Here is a 17012-nt window from a genome sequence, read left to right on the forward strand (position 1 = left end):
TAAGCTTACTCTGAATTAACGGCCTTAAAATCAGTTCATCCAGAGGTCTAAAAGTGTGGCTTTAGGCATTTGTTTTCTACCATAAACACTGCTAACGGAAAAGTTCTATTATTTCTAATTCTTCTTTTATTATATTTGGTTAATCCAAAATATGTGAAATATTAATTTGTTCTTATTTTGATTTAGGATATATTTAGTTCAGGAGATGGCTTAATAATGCCATTAAAATCATGGATAACAACTTTATCAAAAGCGAAATTTGGTATTTAACGATTAATGGTGCTTATCAAAGAGTGAAAATCTATAAAGATGAGCTTTCCGAAAATGACATAAAATTTTTTGAAGAGCAGCTGAAAATCTTTGTGATTTCATTGGAGGAGGAGCATTATAAAAAAGAGGTTTCCTCAGAAGGTCATCTTGAGAATATTTTACAATTGGCCGCCTTTTTTAAGTCTTCAGAAGTGCTTGATGAAGCCATTCCTGCCTTTGGAATCGCACAGAAATTTCTAAATCTTTATTTAAAGTACGTTTGGTGCCTTGGCGAAATTAATGAACCACCACATTTTCCTGTCGACAGAACCTTGCAGCGTTCCATGGGTATTCCGGCAACAGAAGTACTGTCTTGGACAGCTATAGATACGGTTGAAAAGTACCTTAACATTATCAAACTGGGCGAAAAGCTTAAGGGAGAAAAGAGTTTGGCAGATTTTGAATTAAGACTATTTAATGAAAAAAAGCTGGTTGCCTAAGAGAGCTTTCTTAGCATTGAAGTACCTCCAAAACTGCCATATATAACTTAAAAAAGGAACCACATGTTTGTAGGTCATTATGCGGCTGCATTTGCATTAAAAGGAAAAGAAAGAACCGCTTCTTTAGGAATGCTCTTTATAGCCACACAGTTTGTTGATATTTTGTTTTTTCCATTAACGCTTTTAGGGATAGAGCGTTTAAATTTAGTAGAGAATTTCACGGCAGTCAATAATTTTGATTTAGAATTTATGCCTTACACACATGGTCTTTTAGCATCTGTGGTGTGGGCTGGCTTAATATATCTACTTTATTTCTTCATTTTGGAGAAAAATAATACAAACAAGAAAAGTATTGCCATCGTAATGGGACTGGGGGTATTGTCTCATTGGTTTGCAGATTTATTGGTTCATACACCAGATTTACCGCTTATTTATGGAGCACCTAAGCTTGGATTCGGTTTATGGAATTATAAGACATTGACATTCCTATTAGAAGGGGTTTTATTGACAGCTTCATTGTTTTATTATCTAAGGAAAACCAAAGCTCATGCTTCCATGGGCAAGTATGCCGCTATCGTCTTTGTCCTCTTACTCATCCTCGTAAATTATTTAAATTTTTATGTTTTACCACAAGAGGAGAATATCGCTTCTTTGGTTGCTTCGGCACTCTTTGTTTATTTTTTATTAGCAGGTGCTGCCTTTTGGGTCGATAGAAAAAGAGCGTAGTAAAAAGCACAAAACAAATATTTGGCTGGCCTAATTATCTAAGTTCTCTAGCTTGAACGCTAAAATTATATAGAAACCATGATTTTTAATGGAGGTCATTCTTTGAAGGAATGGCTTTTTTTAGTTTTGGATAATTCTAATAGTACTTCATTAATATTCTGAAAAAATCAATTAATGCCAAATATGTAAATGGTGTTTAATTATTAAATTAATTTAATTATTTGACAGAAATATATTAAGATCCAGTGAAATATGTGTCTTTTTCCTTAATATAGTGCGGTTGATGCAGAAGGAAATATATGCAAGCTCTATATTTGTGTCAAATTAACGCACTAGGTCTAACGATATAAAATATTGCTAAATATAGAATTCAGGAAATAAAGTTAGGTAAGGGAATATGTATGTCAAAAACACAATTTATTGTGGTTTTGTTGTACTCCGAAAGCAAACTACTCGCCTTTGGTGAGTAGTTTCTTATATATGATAAAAACAGAAAACAATACGAGGAGTGCTTTTATGAACCAATCCGGATGTTGGGTATAAAAGCTCTTTTTATTTACACAAAGGACTTCTGCGGTGCTAATGGTAGATGTAAACCATGGAATCTCACCATATATTCTACCAAAAGGGTCTATAAAGCAGGATATGCCGCCATTGCTACTTCTTACAATAGACCTTCTGTTTTCAATTGCCCGAAGCCTTGTGAAAGCTCTTAATTGCTTGGCTCCAGGTGTTTTGCCAAACCATGAATCATTGTTCATAAGAGCAATAAACTGAGCACCATCATTAATCAAAGCAGCAATTTTTTCTGGAAATAGTTGTTCCCAGCAAATACTTATTGCGGCTTTGAATGATTGATTATCAAAGTCTTGGTAATTAAATGTGTAAATTTCTTTATTGCTGATTAGTATTTGATTTGCCAGCGTTGGCGTTTCATTGAAGAAAGGCGAAATTTCTACAAATGGTAAGCCATGCTCTTTTTGATAAACTTTTACATCCTCAGGCTGAATCCTCAAAGAATCCCAAAACATAGCTAATTGTGGTGTAAAAATCAGAGCATCATTCTCAAATTCATAGGGTTTAGTACTGTCGGGTTTATTATGAAAACCAATGGCTAATGAGGTCTGCCAATGATTAACTAAATTCCTAGTGATATCAAGAATCTGAACGTTTTGCAGCAAATGTATAGGAACCGCACCTTCTGGTAAAACCATTAAATCAGGCTGGTCTTTTCGTACCGCCGAATCACATAGATTAACTATTTCATCCAAAACGCTCTGAAAGTGCAGCGAGTCCCTTTCGGCATAAGAATCCTGATTGGTTTGTATAATGGACACTTTTGTTTGTTTATGACCTAGTCCTGTTATGCCTTTTGGGTTCAGGGAAATTGACCAGAAAGAATAAAAAAGTGGCAAAGCCAACCATATTAGAGGAATAAGTGCTCTTTTAAAACTGACTTTGCTCAAAAATAAGACTAAAAGTACATTCATTAAACATACCCAAAATGAAATGCCATACATGCCAAAAATGTCAATAAATTGGATTAACCATATATGATGGCTTTGCGTATAAGGCAATAAGTAGATTTGCATGCCATGTGGCATCAAATGGTGCATAAAATCAGAAAGTGTCCAAAGAAATGGGAATGAAAATAGGGCTGTAAACCAACCCCATTTTTTATGGATATAGTAAAACACAATCCATGGAACACTTAAAAGGGGAACTTGACTCAAAATAACTATAGCCGCCTTCCAAATACTAAAATGACCTAACCACCAGGTATCTATAAACAGAAAAATCGCATTGAAAATAAGGCTATAAATCAATAGCTTCTTAAAAGAAGGTAGCTCAGCCAATGCCAATAAAACTGGAACAAAAGCAAACCAAGCTAGAATACCATTAGGAATATTTGGACCAAAAGAAGGATAAGAAAGCCCCAGAAGACATGCTGAAAGTATCCAAGGTCCTATTCCTTTGTTTAAACGCATGTTTTCTTAATTTTTAGTTGCCATTAGTACCTTCAATGCTTCAATCTCTGCTTGTTGCTGAATGGTGTAAATGGTTAGTTCTTCTACTTTTTCTAACAGTTTCGAAACCATTTGATTTACAACCACACCATTCTGCACTACGTCATTAGCGGAAGGTATATTGGGCAGATGTTTATTTGTCTCAATAAAACTTTTCACCTCTGATAGGGGCATAAGCGGATAGTCATTTTCAAAGACTTTATCAGACCAAAGCCCCTCATTGGCATATTTAATTTTAAATTCATTAAGCACAAAGTGACCCTTATTGTCTAATTCAATAAAGTTACGGTCGTTTATCTTCATGGTAGGAGCATTGTAGGCTACACGCATATTAAATACGCCTTTAACATCTAGACGATATTGAGGGTTTGACATACCGATACCTACTTTCACCAGCGTAGTGTCACCTAAAACAAGGCCGTCGTTGACAGAAACTCTGGCATTATAGCCTAGAGCCGAAGCTCTCTGTAAATGAGCTGCATCAGGTCCGGCTCCTCCTGCAAAAACACCGAAATAGCTTACTCTTTGGGCTGAAACATTAAATGTAATAATGCTTAAAACGAATGCGATTATTATTTTCTTCATGATTATAGTTGATTTAATGTCCAAGAGAACTGAATGTTTGATTTGCCATTATTTTGTTCTTTTACCTCAAAACCTTCTGAAGTTTTCTTTGAAATATAAAGACCGTTGCATTGGCCTTCTGCTTGAAGATGGATCAGGAATTCGTCAGGGCTAAATCCTTTGCTGGTATTTAATGGAATAAATGCTGTACCATTTTCCAATTTGTTTATGCCTTTCTTTTTGATTTTAGCATGCTCATTTTGGTCAGATATGGCAGCTCTTGCAGATGGTGCCGAGGTCGTATTGTCGAGCCTCGTCCAAGATGAACCATCATAATAGTAGAAACCTGGGCTGTTGTCTATCTGATAAATGAGTAAGCCTTCATTTGGGAATTCTGGTCTGTTAGCTTCTTCTAGTCTCGGAATCATTATTCCCTTATCATCGCTTTCAAGGTCTAATATTGCATTAGGATCAGCGGTTTTGCTGAGGACATCAATGTATACACCGGTATTGCTGATTAAGACAGCATCGCCATCATTATTTATCTGAACCTCTGATTGAGGGCTCAAAATTCCGGTAGGTGCGACTACTTTTAACTCTACTGCTTCAATGGACACCGTTCCTGAAACACCATCAGTAATTCCACTGAAATAGATGCCTTCTTTGGATACAAAACCAACCCCATAGAAAGATCCCTCTTGCGTATAAGCACTTGATGAGTCGGAGCGAACATATTGGTCTGTGGTGATGCTTATTCTAAGACATTCTATATTACCATAAGGGGTTTGCAAAGTACCGAAAGCATCCACTGTTTTGGTTCTAATGTAATACTTAAGCCCTTTATTTGAACCATCGTCATCTTGGCGGAATTGATACGAATCTCCTAAACTCAATGGAATATCAGTAAATTTAAAGTCTGTAAAATCAATGGCCTCGTCATCGCCTTCCAAATAATAATAATAACTAGAACCTAAAAATGTGACAGAATCGTCAGATACTTCGTATTGCTCATAAAGGTCAATTACATTTTCTTCGTCATCGAGATATTGTGATTTTAAGACTTTATTCGCATCGGGGAAAATCAAATCTGTGGGCACTTCTGCAATTGGTATGAAGTCATCATTATAATAATAGGTGAAGGAATCCAAAAGCCCTGCCGGAAGTGTCCAAGTTTGTGGTGAGACCATATCGGCAACGCCTATATCCATGGAAATAGGATCTAAAATGCCGAAAAATGTCAGCCAAGTATTTCTGGGAGCAGAAATTTGCTCTACATCCGCTTTCTCAATCGTAATGGGAGTGGCAGCGTTACTTAATTTTTTGCTGGTAGATTGTGCCGCTAGTTTAATTCTTTCTGCCGCCACAGTTTTAACATTTAGGGCATCAAAACCTCCATTTTTTAGACTTTGACGATGGTAGTTAGAACTACTTTTTGAATTCGATGCTATTCTTACAAAAGGTGTGCTGCCACAGTAAGGTTCCTTACACATTTGAATACAAGAGAAAGCTTCAAATGAAATTAATCCTAGGCTTAAGAGGGTTAATAGTTTAATTTTCATGGTATTAAATATTGGTTTGGAGGATGAAACAATATATGCATGCAATCTTCAATAAATATTTGATGAAGTATTTCGAATTCCAACTGTTCTGTATAAGTTTTGAACTCGGAACTTAGAATTATAGTGACCTAAATTCATTTGAAACGACATTTCCATCTTTATCCAAATATGTTCCCTTATCTTCTTCCAGAAGAAGGGTCAAAGATTTTTGAAGTTGATCCAAGGTCCAATGATGATTTTTCGCGAATACTTGATTATCCAATATGGACTCTTCCGATAAATCAGATGATTCTATATTCAGCGAAGTGAATTCTACAATTAAAGTATCTGAATAAATGTCTCCCTGTTTTATTTGGTTTATGCCATCGGAAGCCATGATGAAGAGTTTCCCCTTGGTACCCTCAGGTGCTAAAGATTTCTTACCACCCGAATCAAGGGTAAAATCAGAAACGTTGTTAAAATAGACGTTTAATGCTAAGCCAGTGGGGAAGTAGTTGCCAATGGTCATATTTCCATCATTGCTTCTTATGTCAACGAAGTCAATGACTTTTTGCAAGTTAACACCGTCTTTTATTTTAGTATTTCTTGCTGGAATAGCTCTGATATAGATTTCCGTTGAAGCGGTGGTTCTGGAAGTTATTTTAACTACTTCTGGTATTTCTTTCGCCGGAGCTACATCAAGAGCGGGATTATTTTTTGAACAGGATACAATAAGGACAGAAAAGAAAACGATAGAAAGCATTTGAAAATTATTGTTTATTTTCTTTCTTTTGGATTGCCCCTTTTTTAAAATCAATGAGTTTTTCATGGCCTTAGCTTTAGATTAGTTATACCACAAATTTCACTCAAGAACTGCTGGGGAGGGTATCAAATTTGAACGGAAGATTTTCAAAATTGAACGCTAAAGACTTGCTTTATAAGCTCCTGGAGAAACACCGAAATGTTTTTTAAAAGAACTAACAAAATAAGCAGTGCTGCTAAAACCAGTTTGAAAACCTATTTCTGAAACGGTTCCTACTTCTTTAATTAATAATTCAGCGGCTCTTTGGAGTCGGATAGATTTAATGAACTGATTGGTGGATTGACCAATTAAGTTTCTCAGTTTCAGGTTTAGTTGGGTGGTTCCAATGCCTATTTCTTTTGAGAAAAGTTCTAGATTTAAGTGCTCATTGTCAATGTGTTTTTCCACGATGGCCAGAGCCTTAATTATGAAGTCTTGATCTAAGGAATTGACAGAAACTTCTTCCGGTTTAATCTGAATAGCTTTGGAAAAACGAACCTTTAATTCTTGTCTAATCCTTAATAAATTATTGATTCTAATGGCTAACTCTGCAAAGTCAAAAGGTTTGGATAAATAATCATCAGCACCAGACATTAGTCCTTCCATTTTCTCTTTTACTGCTGTTTTGGCGGTTAATAGGATAACAGGAATATGACTGGTCAAAATGTTTTCTTTAAGAATTTTTGTAACCTCATAGCCATTCAGTCCTGGCATCATAACATCGGAAACTACCATATCAGGCATAAATTTCAAGGTTTTTTTTACGCCTAATTCACCATCTTTTGCTTCTATTACTTTATAATTTTTACTCAGTTGTAATTTAATGAAAGACCGAACCTCTGGGTGATCTTCAATTAGGAGTACCGTAGCCTGTGTATCAGCATTATCAAAATCACTTTCAGTAATTATCTCAGGGATTTTAGTTTTCAAATCTGAATAATAAACGGGTGTGTTTTTATGCTTTGAAGCAGGTAATGTTATGTTGAAACGCATACCTTTTCCTAGTTCAGAAAAGACTTTTATGGTCCCTTTATGTAAAGTAATGAGCTCCTTGACCAAGGCAAGTCCAATCCCGCTTCCCTGCATTTCATTTTGATGGTCGGCTTGGTAAAAGCGGTCAAATATAAATGGCAGATGTTTTGGTTTTATGCCTATGCCATTATCTATAATTTGAATTTCTAGCAGTTCCTTATGTCCAGTTATTTTGAGTGTTATTTTTCCTCCTTCTGAGGTAAACTTAAGAGCGTTAGAAAATAAATTGTTGAGAACCATTTCCATTTTTGAATAATCCAAATCAAGGAGTATTTCATCTGGTTCAATTTGAGTGACAAGCTCAATGTTTTTCTGGCTGGAAATTGATTCAAAAGAATAAAATAAACCCTTGGCGAAGACCACAAAATCTGTTTGTGAGTATTCCAGTGCCATATTGTTAGACTCAAGTTTAGAAAGATCCATCACCTGATTAACTAAATCTAGTATTTTATTGCTGTGTTTTTGAGCCATTTCAAGCATTTGACGGTCCTGCGGCTCATGCAATTTCTCTTTTATCGTTTCTAGTGGTCCTTTAATTAAGGTAAGTGGCGTTCTGAACTCATGCGTTATATTGGCAAAGAATTTTGATTTTAAAGAATCTAGTTCTTTAAAGTATCTATTATCAGAATGGATTTTATTGGTTCTATAACCTAAACCCATCGAGAAAATAACAAGCTCTGCTAGCATTCCTATTTGCATGCCATCAGAAAGTCTAAACTCGCCTAGAAAAGTGTCTGTATGTTCGATGCCCAAAAGAGAGAAGAAATGGAAAGGCAATGATATGAATACTAGAATAGCCACCCCAGCAAAAAAAAACAGGTCGGCTTTAGTCCGCTTTCGCCAAACCATCAAAATCGTGATTAAAAATGTGAGCCCCAATAGCATCATATACGCCGAAAATGGCATTCCTTTAATGTATTGTCTGCCTGTTAGTGTGTAGTTTATGGTGTTGGCTATACACATGAGTAAACCCAAATAAATTAAAATGAGAATGACCTTATCTATTTGAGGAAAACGTTCTTTGGTATGTAAATAAGTACGGGTAAATAAGGAGTAAGCAATAATGGTCAATGAACCAATCCAAAAGAAAACATAGGGTTGTAGCTGCGGGTATTGACTATAGAAAAGATGATAGGTAAATAGACCATAATAATCCATTACCGTGGTGGCAAAAGCCGCACAAAAAGCATAAAAGGCGTAGTACAGATAGGCTTTGTCTCGCTGAACGAAAAAGAAAAACAAATGGAATACTGAAATAATGATGAGCATGGCCATAAAACCAGCAGTCCTAAAATCAAATCTTTTATCTTTTAATATGTCAGAACTGATTTCAGCCATAGTATAAATTTGAGGCTTTATCATTATTCCAGGCCGCATCACTTTGGTATATTTCACCACAACTTCTTTCTTTTCGGACGGTATAAAGCTTAGTGATACAGCATTGGGCATTTTTAAAATGTCGGATGTGACCTTTGGATTAACGTCAAGCTCATCTATCTTAACCGAATAGCCGGCTTTTTGAATGTACCATTGATTATCTCCAATGGTTCTGGAGTATATTATAGCCAGTTCGCACCACTCGTTAAAAAGCTTAAGTCTGGACTCTTGTGTGAAATTTTCTAAATTCTGAAGTGTAAAGCTTAGCCAATAATAGGAGGTGTCTGCTGAAATAGTGAGCTGGTCAAAACTTATAAAATCTTGAGCTAGTGCTTGCTCTAAATGTAAGTCTTCATTTGTCTTGAAAGACTGTATATTACTGATTTTAATGGAATTCTTTGTGCTAATTTGTCCAAAAGTTAGACAGGAAAAGGAAAGCAATACCAATGTTAGTAGGAAAAACCTTGGGCATCCTTTTTTAGACGATATTAACCGATTTGAGTTACTTTTGATAGATTTCATGCTTTTGTGGTATCTAATATACAAATTGCTCCCTTAAATTTTTATTGACAGCCTTGATTTCGAATTTAGACATGGGTGCCTTTGTCTTTCTTGTTTGACCTAGCTAGATAGGCCATTTTTGATTTTCTATTTATCTTGAGAGCCCAATTATAAAACGTTAGAAATGAGATAAGGATCTAGGCTAAAATGGTTCATTCTATTGTTTACCTAAACAGTCAACATGAATGTTAGATCAAATGAAGTCTTCTCTCTTTTAGAAACTGTTCTTGACTAGGGCTCGAACTTTGAGAAATTCTGCCATTCTTCTATGTAAACGGCTTTTGAGATACCTATTTCCATTTAATAAAGACCCTTTTGGATGGTTGGTCTATGTTTTTAATATTTTTACCTGAAAAGGATTAGCTTGATACCCTAAAAACGTTCCTGTTGAAATGAAAAACAAACGTCGAGATTTTATCAAAAAGTCTGTGGCTCTAGCTGCTGCAGGTGCATTGGTCTCTTCAGCACCTAGTTCCCGAGCATTTTATTATGCTAAAAAAACCGCAGATGATTTAAGCAAAGATGCTGGCATTCAGCTCAGCCTTGCATATTTCTGGGGCATTGAGCCCGCAAAAGTTGCTTTAGCCAAGCAAATGGCTGTCTATGGAGCCGTAGGTGGCATAAACCCTGGTATGGTAGGTTTAAGTGGAGAAAAGAACTATGAATTCAAGGCTATAAAGGCTATAAAAGAGGCCTGGGATAAAGAAGGGCTTCAACTCAAAGTTATTGAAGGCCCGCCTTCATTAAACACCAAAACAAAATTAGGTTTAGAAGGACGAGATGAAGAAATTGAGAACTTCATAACTTTTATAAAAAATATCGCAGCTGTAGGGATCGACACTGTTTGCCATAACTGGATGCCTGTTATAAGTTGGGCTAGGTCAGATATTGCAAAATCCAGTAGGGGTGGGGCTTTAGTAAGTGCCTTTGATATTAATGATGTAAAAGACGAACCGATAATTACCGAATATGGGGATTTAACGCATGAGAAGATGTGGGATAATATGGCGTATTTCCTGAACGCCGTAATTCCAGAAGCGGAAAAGGCAGGCGTAAAGCTTGCTCTTCATCCTGATGACCCACCGATTGATAGCATAAGAGGAATTCCCAGAATTATGACTTCTGTTTCGGCCTTTAAAAGGATGTTAGATTTATACCCTAGTCCTAGCAATGGCATCACGTTTTGTCAAGGAAGTTTCGCTTCTATGGGAAGTGAGGGTGAAGGGGAAGACATTCCTGCTGCTATTGAGTATTTCGGAAAAAGAGATGCCATACATTTTGTGCATTTTAGAGATGTAAGAGGCTCAAAAAATAAATTCGAAGAGACTTTTCACGATGACGGAAAAACAGATATGTACGCCGCTATGCATGCCTATTATAACATTGGATTCAAAGGACCTATGAGACCAGACCACGTACCCACCATGTATGGTGACAGTAATGATCATGCTGGTTATAGTACCATTGGAACCTTATATGCCATTGGCTATATACGTGGTTTAATAGAAAGTGTCAGTAAAACTTAATACAACCCTAATATGAATAAAAAATACTTTCATGTAGCTTTAATGCTACTTTTTCCGACCCTTTTATGGGCTCAAATCGGACAGTTCGAAAATGGTTTAGATATTGGAGAACCTCAGATGAAAGGCTCTTCCGTTTATAATGAAACTACTCAAGCCTACACTTTAAAAGGCGGTGGAAGTAATATCTGGTTTAATCATGACGAATTTCATTATCTCTTTAAGCATATTAAAGGTGATTTCATTGCCACCGCAAATTTTGAATTGATAGGAAATGAAAATGGTAATGCCCACCGTAAAACGGGATGGATGCTTAGAGAAAACACCGACCATGACGCCAAAAGTGTCAATACTTGTATCCATGGCGATGGCCTAGTGGTGATGCAATGGAGACTTATGAGAGGAGCTTATATGCGGGACCCAGAAGAGGAAGTCTTTTTTCCAAAACAATATTTTGGTGAAAGTATTATTCAGCTCGAAAGAAAGGGCGATTATTTGACCATGCGTATGGCACATCCAGGTGAGCCTTTAGAAGAAGTGGGCTCCGCTTACTTTCCTGAACTAAACAAAGAGCTTCTTTTGGGCTTATATTCATTAGCTCATGACCCAGAGGACATACAAGAAGTGAAGGTTTGGAATGTTAGAATTTCTACACCCATTGAGCCCGACTGGCATCCAAACAGGCTGATTAAAACCATATCACATGAAGGCGTAAAATATGGAAGTAGGATAGAAACCTTAAATGTAAACACTGGAGAAAGAAAAGTTTTATTAGAATCGCATGAGCATAACACTTCAGCTGTATTTGCAGGAAATAGCCATATTATCTTTCAAAAGGAGGGTAAATCTTTCAATATTCCCGTGAATGGAGGTAAAGTTAATGAAATAAGAACGGCTACATCAACGGACTCAAGACAGTCGGATGGCATGTACGCTTATTATTCAAAAGGGAAGAATAGCACCAATCAAATTTGGCGTAAAAGGGGAGATATTGAAATGCAATGGACTCATGATTTAGACCATGCTTGGAATCCTTATTTATCGCCAGACGGAAAGTACATCGCATATCTTTCCATGTCAAACATGTCAAACCCTAGTGCACTGGGTTCCTATCAAAAGGCATCCATTAAAGTAATGGCGACAGATGGCGGTGCACCTAAAACAGTGGCTTACATTTTTGGCGGTAAAGGAAGCTTTGATAATTACGCTTGGAGTGCTGATGGAAAGTCACTGGTATTTGTGACGTATTCAGATAAAATAAACTAAAAAAAGATAGCGTTTTGAGAGGCAATTAGTGCTTCTCAAAAACTAAATCAGTTTCAGAAACTTCTACTAATCCATTTTCGCTAAAACCAGTCAAAGAAACTTCTTTGGTGGTATTGATAAGCAGTGGATCGTATTTGGCCGTTATTCTGACGTAGTTTTCTGTCCATCCATGCATTTGACCTTCTTCTACATCGTCTTCAAACAAGACGTTCTTTGTTTTGCCAACTTGGCTTTCGTAAAAAGCTCTTTTCTTTTTCTCAGAAAGAATATGAAGCATTTTTGAACGCTTGGCTTTGTCCTGCTTGCTCACTTTGGGATGAATAGCCACGGCCTCCGTGTTTGCTCTTTCGGAATATGAAAAAACATGTAGATAGCTTACATCTAGTTCGTTCAGGTAGTTGTAGGTCTCTAGAAAACGCTCTTCTGTTTCACCTGGATGCCCTACAATAACATCTACACCAATACAACAATCTGGCATGAGCGACTTGATTTGAGTCACTCTATCAATGTATAACTCTTTCTTATAACGCCGTTTCATCAGTCTCAAAACTTCTGGACTTCCAGATTGAAGCGGTATATGAAAATGCGGAACAAAACGCTTTGAAGAAGCCACAAAATCAATGGCTTCATTGCTTAAAAGGTTAGGCTCAATACTAGATATACGGAACCTTTCAATACCTTCCACTCGGTCTAGTGCCTGAATTAAATCTAAGAACGTCTCTTCTTTAATTCCGTTTCTTAGACCAAAATCTCCAATATTAACACCTGTTAAAACAATTTCTTTAACATCATTAGCCGCAATCTCCTCTGCTGCTTTAACAATGTTGGCCACAGTATCAGAGCGGCTTTTTCCGCGTGCCAGCGGAATAGTACAGTAGGTACAAGGATAATCACACCCATCTTGTACTTTTAAAAAAGTACGTGTTCTATCGTTTAAAGAGTAGGAGGTATGGTATTCTAATTTCTGTTCGTCTATTTTGGAAGCAAAAACTTTGCCTACAGGTAGCACATTTGCTATTGAAGGCTCTTTGACAAAATCACCTAATAAGTCTAACAAACGAAATTTCTCTGCGGCACCTAAAACAGCGTCCACTCCTGGAATCTCGGAAATTTCTTTAGGTTTTAGTTGGGCATAACATCCTATTATGGCCACATAGCCATCTGGATTTATGGCATTCGCCTCCCTTACGATCTTTCTACACTTTTTGTCAGCATTGTCTGTAACAGAGCAGGTATTAATGATAAATATATCGGGGGATTCCGAAAAGTCTACTTTTGAATATCCCTTCTCCTCAAACATTCTACCAATGGTAGAGGTCTCTGAGTAATTTAACTTACAGCCTAGAGTGTAAAACGCTACTTTTTTCATTTCAGCCACAAAGGTAAGCAGTTTAACCCGAATTATTTATCAGACGATCGTAATGAGATTTTTAACAGCCATATAGCAGGCATTTTAATTCGAAAAACATACTGCTGTGGGTATTGGATTTAACCCGCTTTATGCATTAGGCAATCTCCCGATTTTATCGGGGCCTTAGCTAAATCTTCAAATCAGTTCGTAAACCCATTTAAACTCAATCACCATAGCCCTTCGACAAAAAGCTCAAGTTAAACAACTATACTAATTTCGTTTAATTGTCTGATTTGTTGCAGTTTAACGTCTCATAACGATTCCCCAACGCACATAATCCGGGTTTAAGGAAATCGTGATGATATCGAGCGGTTTTCTAATGCAAAATTTGGGTAATATTTAAAACTGCGATAATAAAAAAAAACTCTCAGAACTAGTCTGAGAGTTTTAAGAATATCTGTTTAAAATCTAATTAGATTTTAGCACTTTTTACAGTTTTAACAATTCTACCAGCAATCTTGTAAGGATCACCATTAGAAGCAGGTCTTCTGTCTTCTAACCATCCTTTCCAGCCTTTTTGAACTGCTATTAAAGGAATACGAATTGATGCTCCTCTATCAGAAATTCCCCAAGAGAAATCATGAATAGAAGCAGTTTCGTGCTTACCAGTTAAACGTTGGTCGTTAAACTCTCCATAAACGGCTATATGCTCAGGCACAACACTACGGAAAGACTCACAGATAGCTGCATAAACTTCCTTGTCTCCACATGTTCTTAATACGCTGTTAGAGAAGTTGGCATGCATACCAGAACCATTCCAATCCATATCTTTTCCAAGAGGTTTTGGGTGATACTCTATATAGTAGCCGTATTGCTCTGTTAATCTATCTAATAAATATCTTGCGATCCAAAGTTCGTCTCCAGCTAATTTAGCACCTTTGGCAAACAATTGGAATTCCCACTGTCCACAAGCCACTTCTTGGTTAATACCTTCAAAGTTAAGGCCAGCTTCAATACATAAATCTGCGTGTCTTTCTACCAATTCTCTACCGTGAGTATTTTTACCACCTACAGAACAGTAATACATTCCTTGTGGAGCAGGATAGCCACCAATTGGGAATCCTAAAGGAAGCAAAGTAGCAGTATCCATAATAAAATACTCCTGCTCAAATCCAAACCAAAAATCATTATCATCATCGTCGATAGTAGCTCTACCATTAGAAACGTGAGGTGTTCCATCGGCATTCATTACTTCATTCATAACCAACCATCCGTTAATTCTCTCAGGATCTGGATAGATCGCTACAGGAACTAATAAACAGTCAGAAGAACCTCCTTCTGCTTGTTGCGTTGAAGAGCCGTCAAATGACCAATTGCCAATCTCTTCTAAAGTACCTTTAAAATCTTCGTGCTCCTCTACTTTAGTCTTGCTTCTAATGTTTTGAGTAGGGAAATAACCGTCTAGCCAAAGGTATTCTAACTTAATTTTTGCCATGATTGTGATTAATTGTTGAAATTGATTAATTCAGAAAATTATAGAACAAATATATATGAAAAGTCAGTATATTATATACCCAAAAGGCAATTTTGAAGTTTATTCTTCTACTTTGTTAGAATAGTACAATAAAGTATAGATATGTTCTAAGCGATCTATTTGTCAATATAATCTTGATAGGTTTTTTGTTGGAGAGCTTTAGCATTCTTGATATCTTCTTTGGTGATTGGGCCTTCCGACGAAATTAATTTTTTCCCGATATTGTCAAATAGAAGCTCTTTACCCTTTTGAATAAAGCCAAATCCATCACTAAAACTAAAGTATGCCCATTCAGGTTTGTCTTTTTTTAGAAGGGCATCTTTACTCCAAATATATTTGTCGGATGGCAATTTCAGGTTATTCAGTAGTGTTTTAGACAGGTCTATTTGGGATACGATCTCCGTAACTACTTTTGGTGATTTAATAGCTCCACCAGTCCAAAGCATTGGGATTCTGAAATTGTTGGATTTCTTGATAGACTCAGGAAGTCTATGTCCGTGGTCTCCCAAAATCACTATTACGGTGTTATTCCACCATGGCTGAGTTTTGGCAGAATCTATGAATCGTCCAAATTCTCTATCTGTATAATAAAGGGAATTTAGAAAGAGGTCTTCTTCTGAATCTCCTGCAATTCTTGCCGAATCCAATGGCACATCAAAAGGCTCATGGCTACTGAGGGTAAGCAGCGTTTCAAAGAATGGATCCTTTTTAGGGTAACTGTGGTCTGCCAAGTATTTGTTGAAAATCACTTCATCATGAACGCCCCATTTGGTTATAAAAAGGTCATCTGGAAAATCATTTAAATCGATTATTTTTTCAAAATCTCCAGCATATAGATAGCTTTTGATGTTGGCAAATTCTGTTTCACCTCCGTAATAAAAGGAAGTTCTGTATCCAGCACGTTGGAAGTCTTTCGTGAGAATTGGCATTTTAGCGGTCTTCTTTGGCTCCTTAATAACAGACTGTGTTGGCTGAGAAGGATAACCACTCAAAATAGCCACCAATCCTTTATCCGTTCTGTCTCCAGAAGCATAGGTGTTTGAAAAATAAACACCTTCTTTTTTAAGTCTATTGAAATTTGGAGTTACCTCAATGCCATTGACAAACTTATCAACCACTTTCTCTGTAAAACTCTCCCAAACGATAATAAGCACGTTCGGCTTTTCAATTTGCTCATCTATAACAATATCAGAAATATTTTCACTAGGGTATAACTGCGACATAGAAGCAGAAATCTCCTCTTTTGGAAGGTAAGTATATGGATTTACCTTCTCATTTCTATTGTTCACCAGTGAACTGAAAAAATTCCATGAGGCATTAACTGCAGAGATATTGGCAAAATTATTCTCAGAAAAGTATACCGTACTCTGGTTCATCGGAGCTATTCCAAAACCACCTCTAATAGGCACAATAAGAAGGAATGCCATGAATATACAGATAGGCATAAATGGCCACTTCTTGATACTATTCCAGGCATTGATTTTTTTGCCAATAATCCTGTAAACAAAAAAGCTGGCTATGATAATTAAAAGGATGTAACTCAAAATCAACCTAAAAATCGGTGAAGATCTAACCGAGGCCCAAGCCTCTTTAGGCGTACTTAGATATTGCAGAGGTGTGGCGTCCAGCCTATAATCCCAAACATGATATACTTCAAGATCAACTACGGTAATAAGTGTCACTAGAAAAACTAAAATTAGGGTGTAGCCATAGAGTCCTCTTTCAAAAATACTTTTTTTGATAAAATTGGAAAATGCCACCCAGAAAAAAGGGAAAATGCTGAAATAGCCCGCCATGGACATGTCCATCCGGATACCGTTCCAGAAAACGCCAAATAGCGTTTCCAAAGTGAGCAATTTGGCCTCATTGATATGGTAGCCAAGAAAAATTAGTCTGGCAGCCAGAAAATAGGCAACCCAGAAACCAAAATATATAAACAAAAATTGTATTCTTTCTTTCATT

At 36.7% G+C, this 17012-nt stretch carries 12 protein-coding genes; 4 read left to right on the forward strand and 8 right to left on the reverse strand.

Annotation, left to right across the window (positions count from 1 at the left end; translation table 11 throughout):
* The first annotated feature begins 230 nt into the window (after positions 1 to 230).
* Positions 231 to 749, forward strand: coding sequence for a hypothetical protein (locus ACSBFT_RS05610; RefSeq protein ID WP_463047480.1), 519 nt, complete (start codon positions 231 to 233; stop codon positions 747 to 749).
* 63 nt (positions 750 to 812) lie between these two features.
* On the forward strand, positions 813 to 1475 hold the full coding sequence (locus ACSBFT_RS05615; RefSeq protein ID WP_489603864.1) for a hypothetical protein: 663 nt from the start codon (positions 813 to 815) through the stop codon (positions 1473 to 1475).
* Between the two features lie 449 nt (positions 1476 to 1924).
* On the opposite strand, the gene lnt is transcribed toward ACSBFT_RS05615, so the two are convergent.
* From lnt to ACSBFT_RS05640, 5 genes are all read right to left on the reverse strand, one after another.
* Positions 1925 to 3463 (reverse strand): apolipoprotein N-acyltransferase, encoded by a 1539-nt coding sequence (lnt, locus tag ACSBFT_RS05620; RefSeq protein WP_489603865.1) that lies wholly within the window; start codon positions 3461 to 3463, stop codon positions 1925 to 1927.
* Positions 3464 to 3469: 6 nt separating this feature from the next.
* On the reverse strand, positions 3470 to 4087 hold the full coding sequence (locus tag ACSBFT_RS05625) for a hypothetical protein (RefSeq protein ID WP_463047482.1): 618 nt from the start codon (positions 4085 to 4087) through the stop codon (positions 3470 to 3472).
* Between the two features lie 2 nt (positions 4088 to 4089).
* Positions 4090 to 5625, reverse strand: a complete 1536-nt coding sequence (locus ACSBFT_RS05630) for a hypothetical protein (protein WP_489603866.1) — start codon at positions 5623 to 5625, stop codon at positions 4090 to 4092.
* Between the two features lie 118 nt (positions 5626 to 5743).
* On the reverse strand, positions 5744 to 6433 hold the full coding sequence (locus ACSBFT_RS05635; protein WP_489603867.1) for a hypothetical protein: 690 nt from the start codon (positions 6431 to 6433) through the stop codon (positions 5744 to 5746).
* 93 nt (positions 6434 to 6526) lie between these two features.
* Positions 6527 to 9337, reverse strand: coding sequence for an ATP-binding protein (locus tag ACSBFT_RS05640; protein ID WP_489603868.1), 2811 nt, complete (start codon positions 9335 to 9337; stop codon positions 6527 to 6529).
* Between the two features lie 431 nt (positions 9338 to 9768).
* Between ACSBFT_RS05640 and ACSBFT_RS05645 the strand changes: the two genes are divergently transcribed.
* A complete protein-coding gene (locus ACSBFT_RS05645) occupies positions 9769 to 10902 on the forward strand; it encodes a mannonate dehydratase (protein ID WP_489603869.1) in 1134 nt (377 codons plus the stop codon).
* A gap of 12 nt (positions 10903 to 10914) precedes the next feature.
* Complete coding sequence (locus ACSBFT_RS05650) at positions 10915 to 12165, forward strand: TolB family protein (protein WP_489603870.1); 1251 nt, start codon at positions 10915 to 10917, stop codon at positions 12163 to 12165.
* Between the two features lie 25 nt (positions 12166 to 12190).
* On the opposite strand, the gene mtaB is transcribed toward ACSBFT_RS05650, so the two are convergent.
* The 3 genes from mtaB to ACSBFT_RS05665 form a co-directional block, all read right to left on the reverse strand.
* Entirely contained in the window at positions 12191 to 13534 is a 1344-nt protein-coding gene (gene mtaB, locus ACSBFT_RS05655; RefSeq protein WP_489603871.1) for a tRNA (N(6)-L-threonylcarbamoyladenosine(37)-C(2))-methylthiotransferase MtaB, read from the reverse strand.
* A 454-nt stretch (positions 13535 to 13988) separates the two neighbouring features.
* Positions 13989 to 15011, reverse strand: a complete 1023-nt coding sequence (locus tag ACSBFT_RS05660; RefSeq protein WP_489603872.1) for a glutamine synthetase beta-grasp domain-containing protein — start codon at positions 15009 to 15011, stop codon at positions 13989 to 13991.
* A gap of 155 nt (positions 15012 to 15166) precedes the next feature.
* A complete protein-coding gene (locus ACSBFT_RS05665; protein ID WP_489603873.1) occupies positions 15167 to 17011 on the reverse strand; it encodes an LTA synthase family protein in 1845 nt (614 codons plus the stop codon).
* Position 17012: the final 1 nt, after the last annotated feature.

The organism is Arcticibacterium sp. SM2516 (assembly GCF_057914865.1).

Bases quoted from the DNA above. Each gene is read 5' to 3' on its own strand.
- ACSBFT_RS05630 (WP_489603866.1), bottom strand. From the start codon at position 5,625: ATGAAAATTAAACTATTAACCCTCTTAAGCCTAGGATTAATTTCATTT.
- lnt (WP_489603865.1), bottom strand. From the start codon at position 3,463: ATGCGTTTAAACAAAGGAATAGGACCTTGGATACTTTCAGCATGTCTT.
- ACSBFT_RS05660 (WP_489603872.1), bottom strand. From the start codon at position 15,011: ATGGCAAAAATTAAGTTAGAATACCTTTGGCTAGACGGTTATTTCCCT.
- ACSBFT_RS05610 (WP_463047480.1), top strand. From the start codon at position 231: ATGGATAACAACTTTATCAAAAGCGAAATTTGGTATTTAACGATTAAT.
- ACSBFT_RS05625 (WP_463047482.1), bottom strand. From the start codon at position 4,087: ATGAAGAAAATAATAATCGCATTCGTTTTAAGCATTATTACATTTAAT.
- ACSBFT_RS05665 (WP_489603873.1), bottom strand. From the start codon at position 17,011: ATGAAAGAAAGAATACAATTTTTGTTTATATATTTTGGTTTCTGGGTT.
- ACSBFT_RS05650 (WP_489603870.1), top strand. From the start codon at position 10,915: ATGAATAAAAAATACTTTCATGTAGCTTTAATGCTACTTTTTCCGACC.
- ACSBFT_RS05635 (WP_489603867.1), bottom strand. From the start codon at position 6,433: ATGAAAAACTCATTGATTTTAAAAAAGGGGCAATCCAAAAGAAAGAAA.
- ACSBFT_RS05645 (WP_489603869.1), top strand. From the start codon at position 9,769: ATGAAAAACAAACGTCGAGATTTTATCAAAAAGTCTGTGGCTCTAGCT.
- mtaB (WP_489603871.1), bottom strand. From the start codon at position 13,534: ATGAAAAAAGTAGCGTTTTACACTCTAGGCTGTAAGTTAAATTACTCA.
- ACSBFT_RS05615 (WP_489603864.1), top strand. From the start codon at position 813: ATGTTTGTAGGTCATTATGCGGCTGCATTTGCATTAAAAGGAAAAGAA.
- ACSBFT_RS05640 (WP_489603868.1), bottom strand. From the start codon at position 9,337: ATGAAATCTATCAAAAGTAACTCAAATCGGTTAATATCGTCTAAAAAA.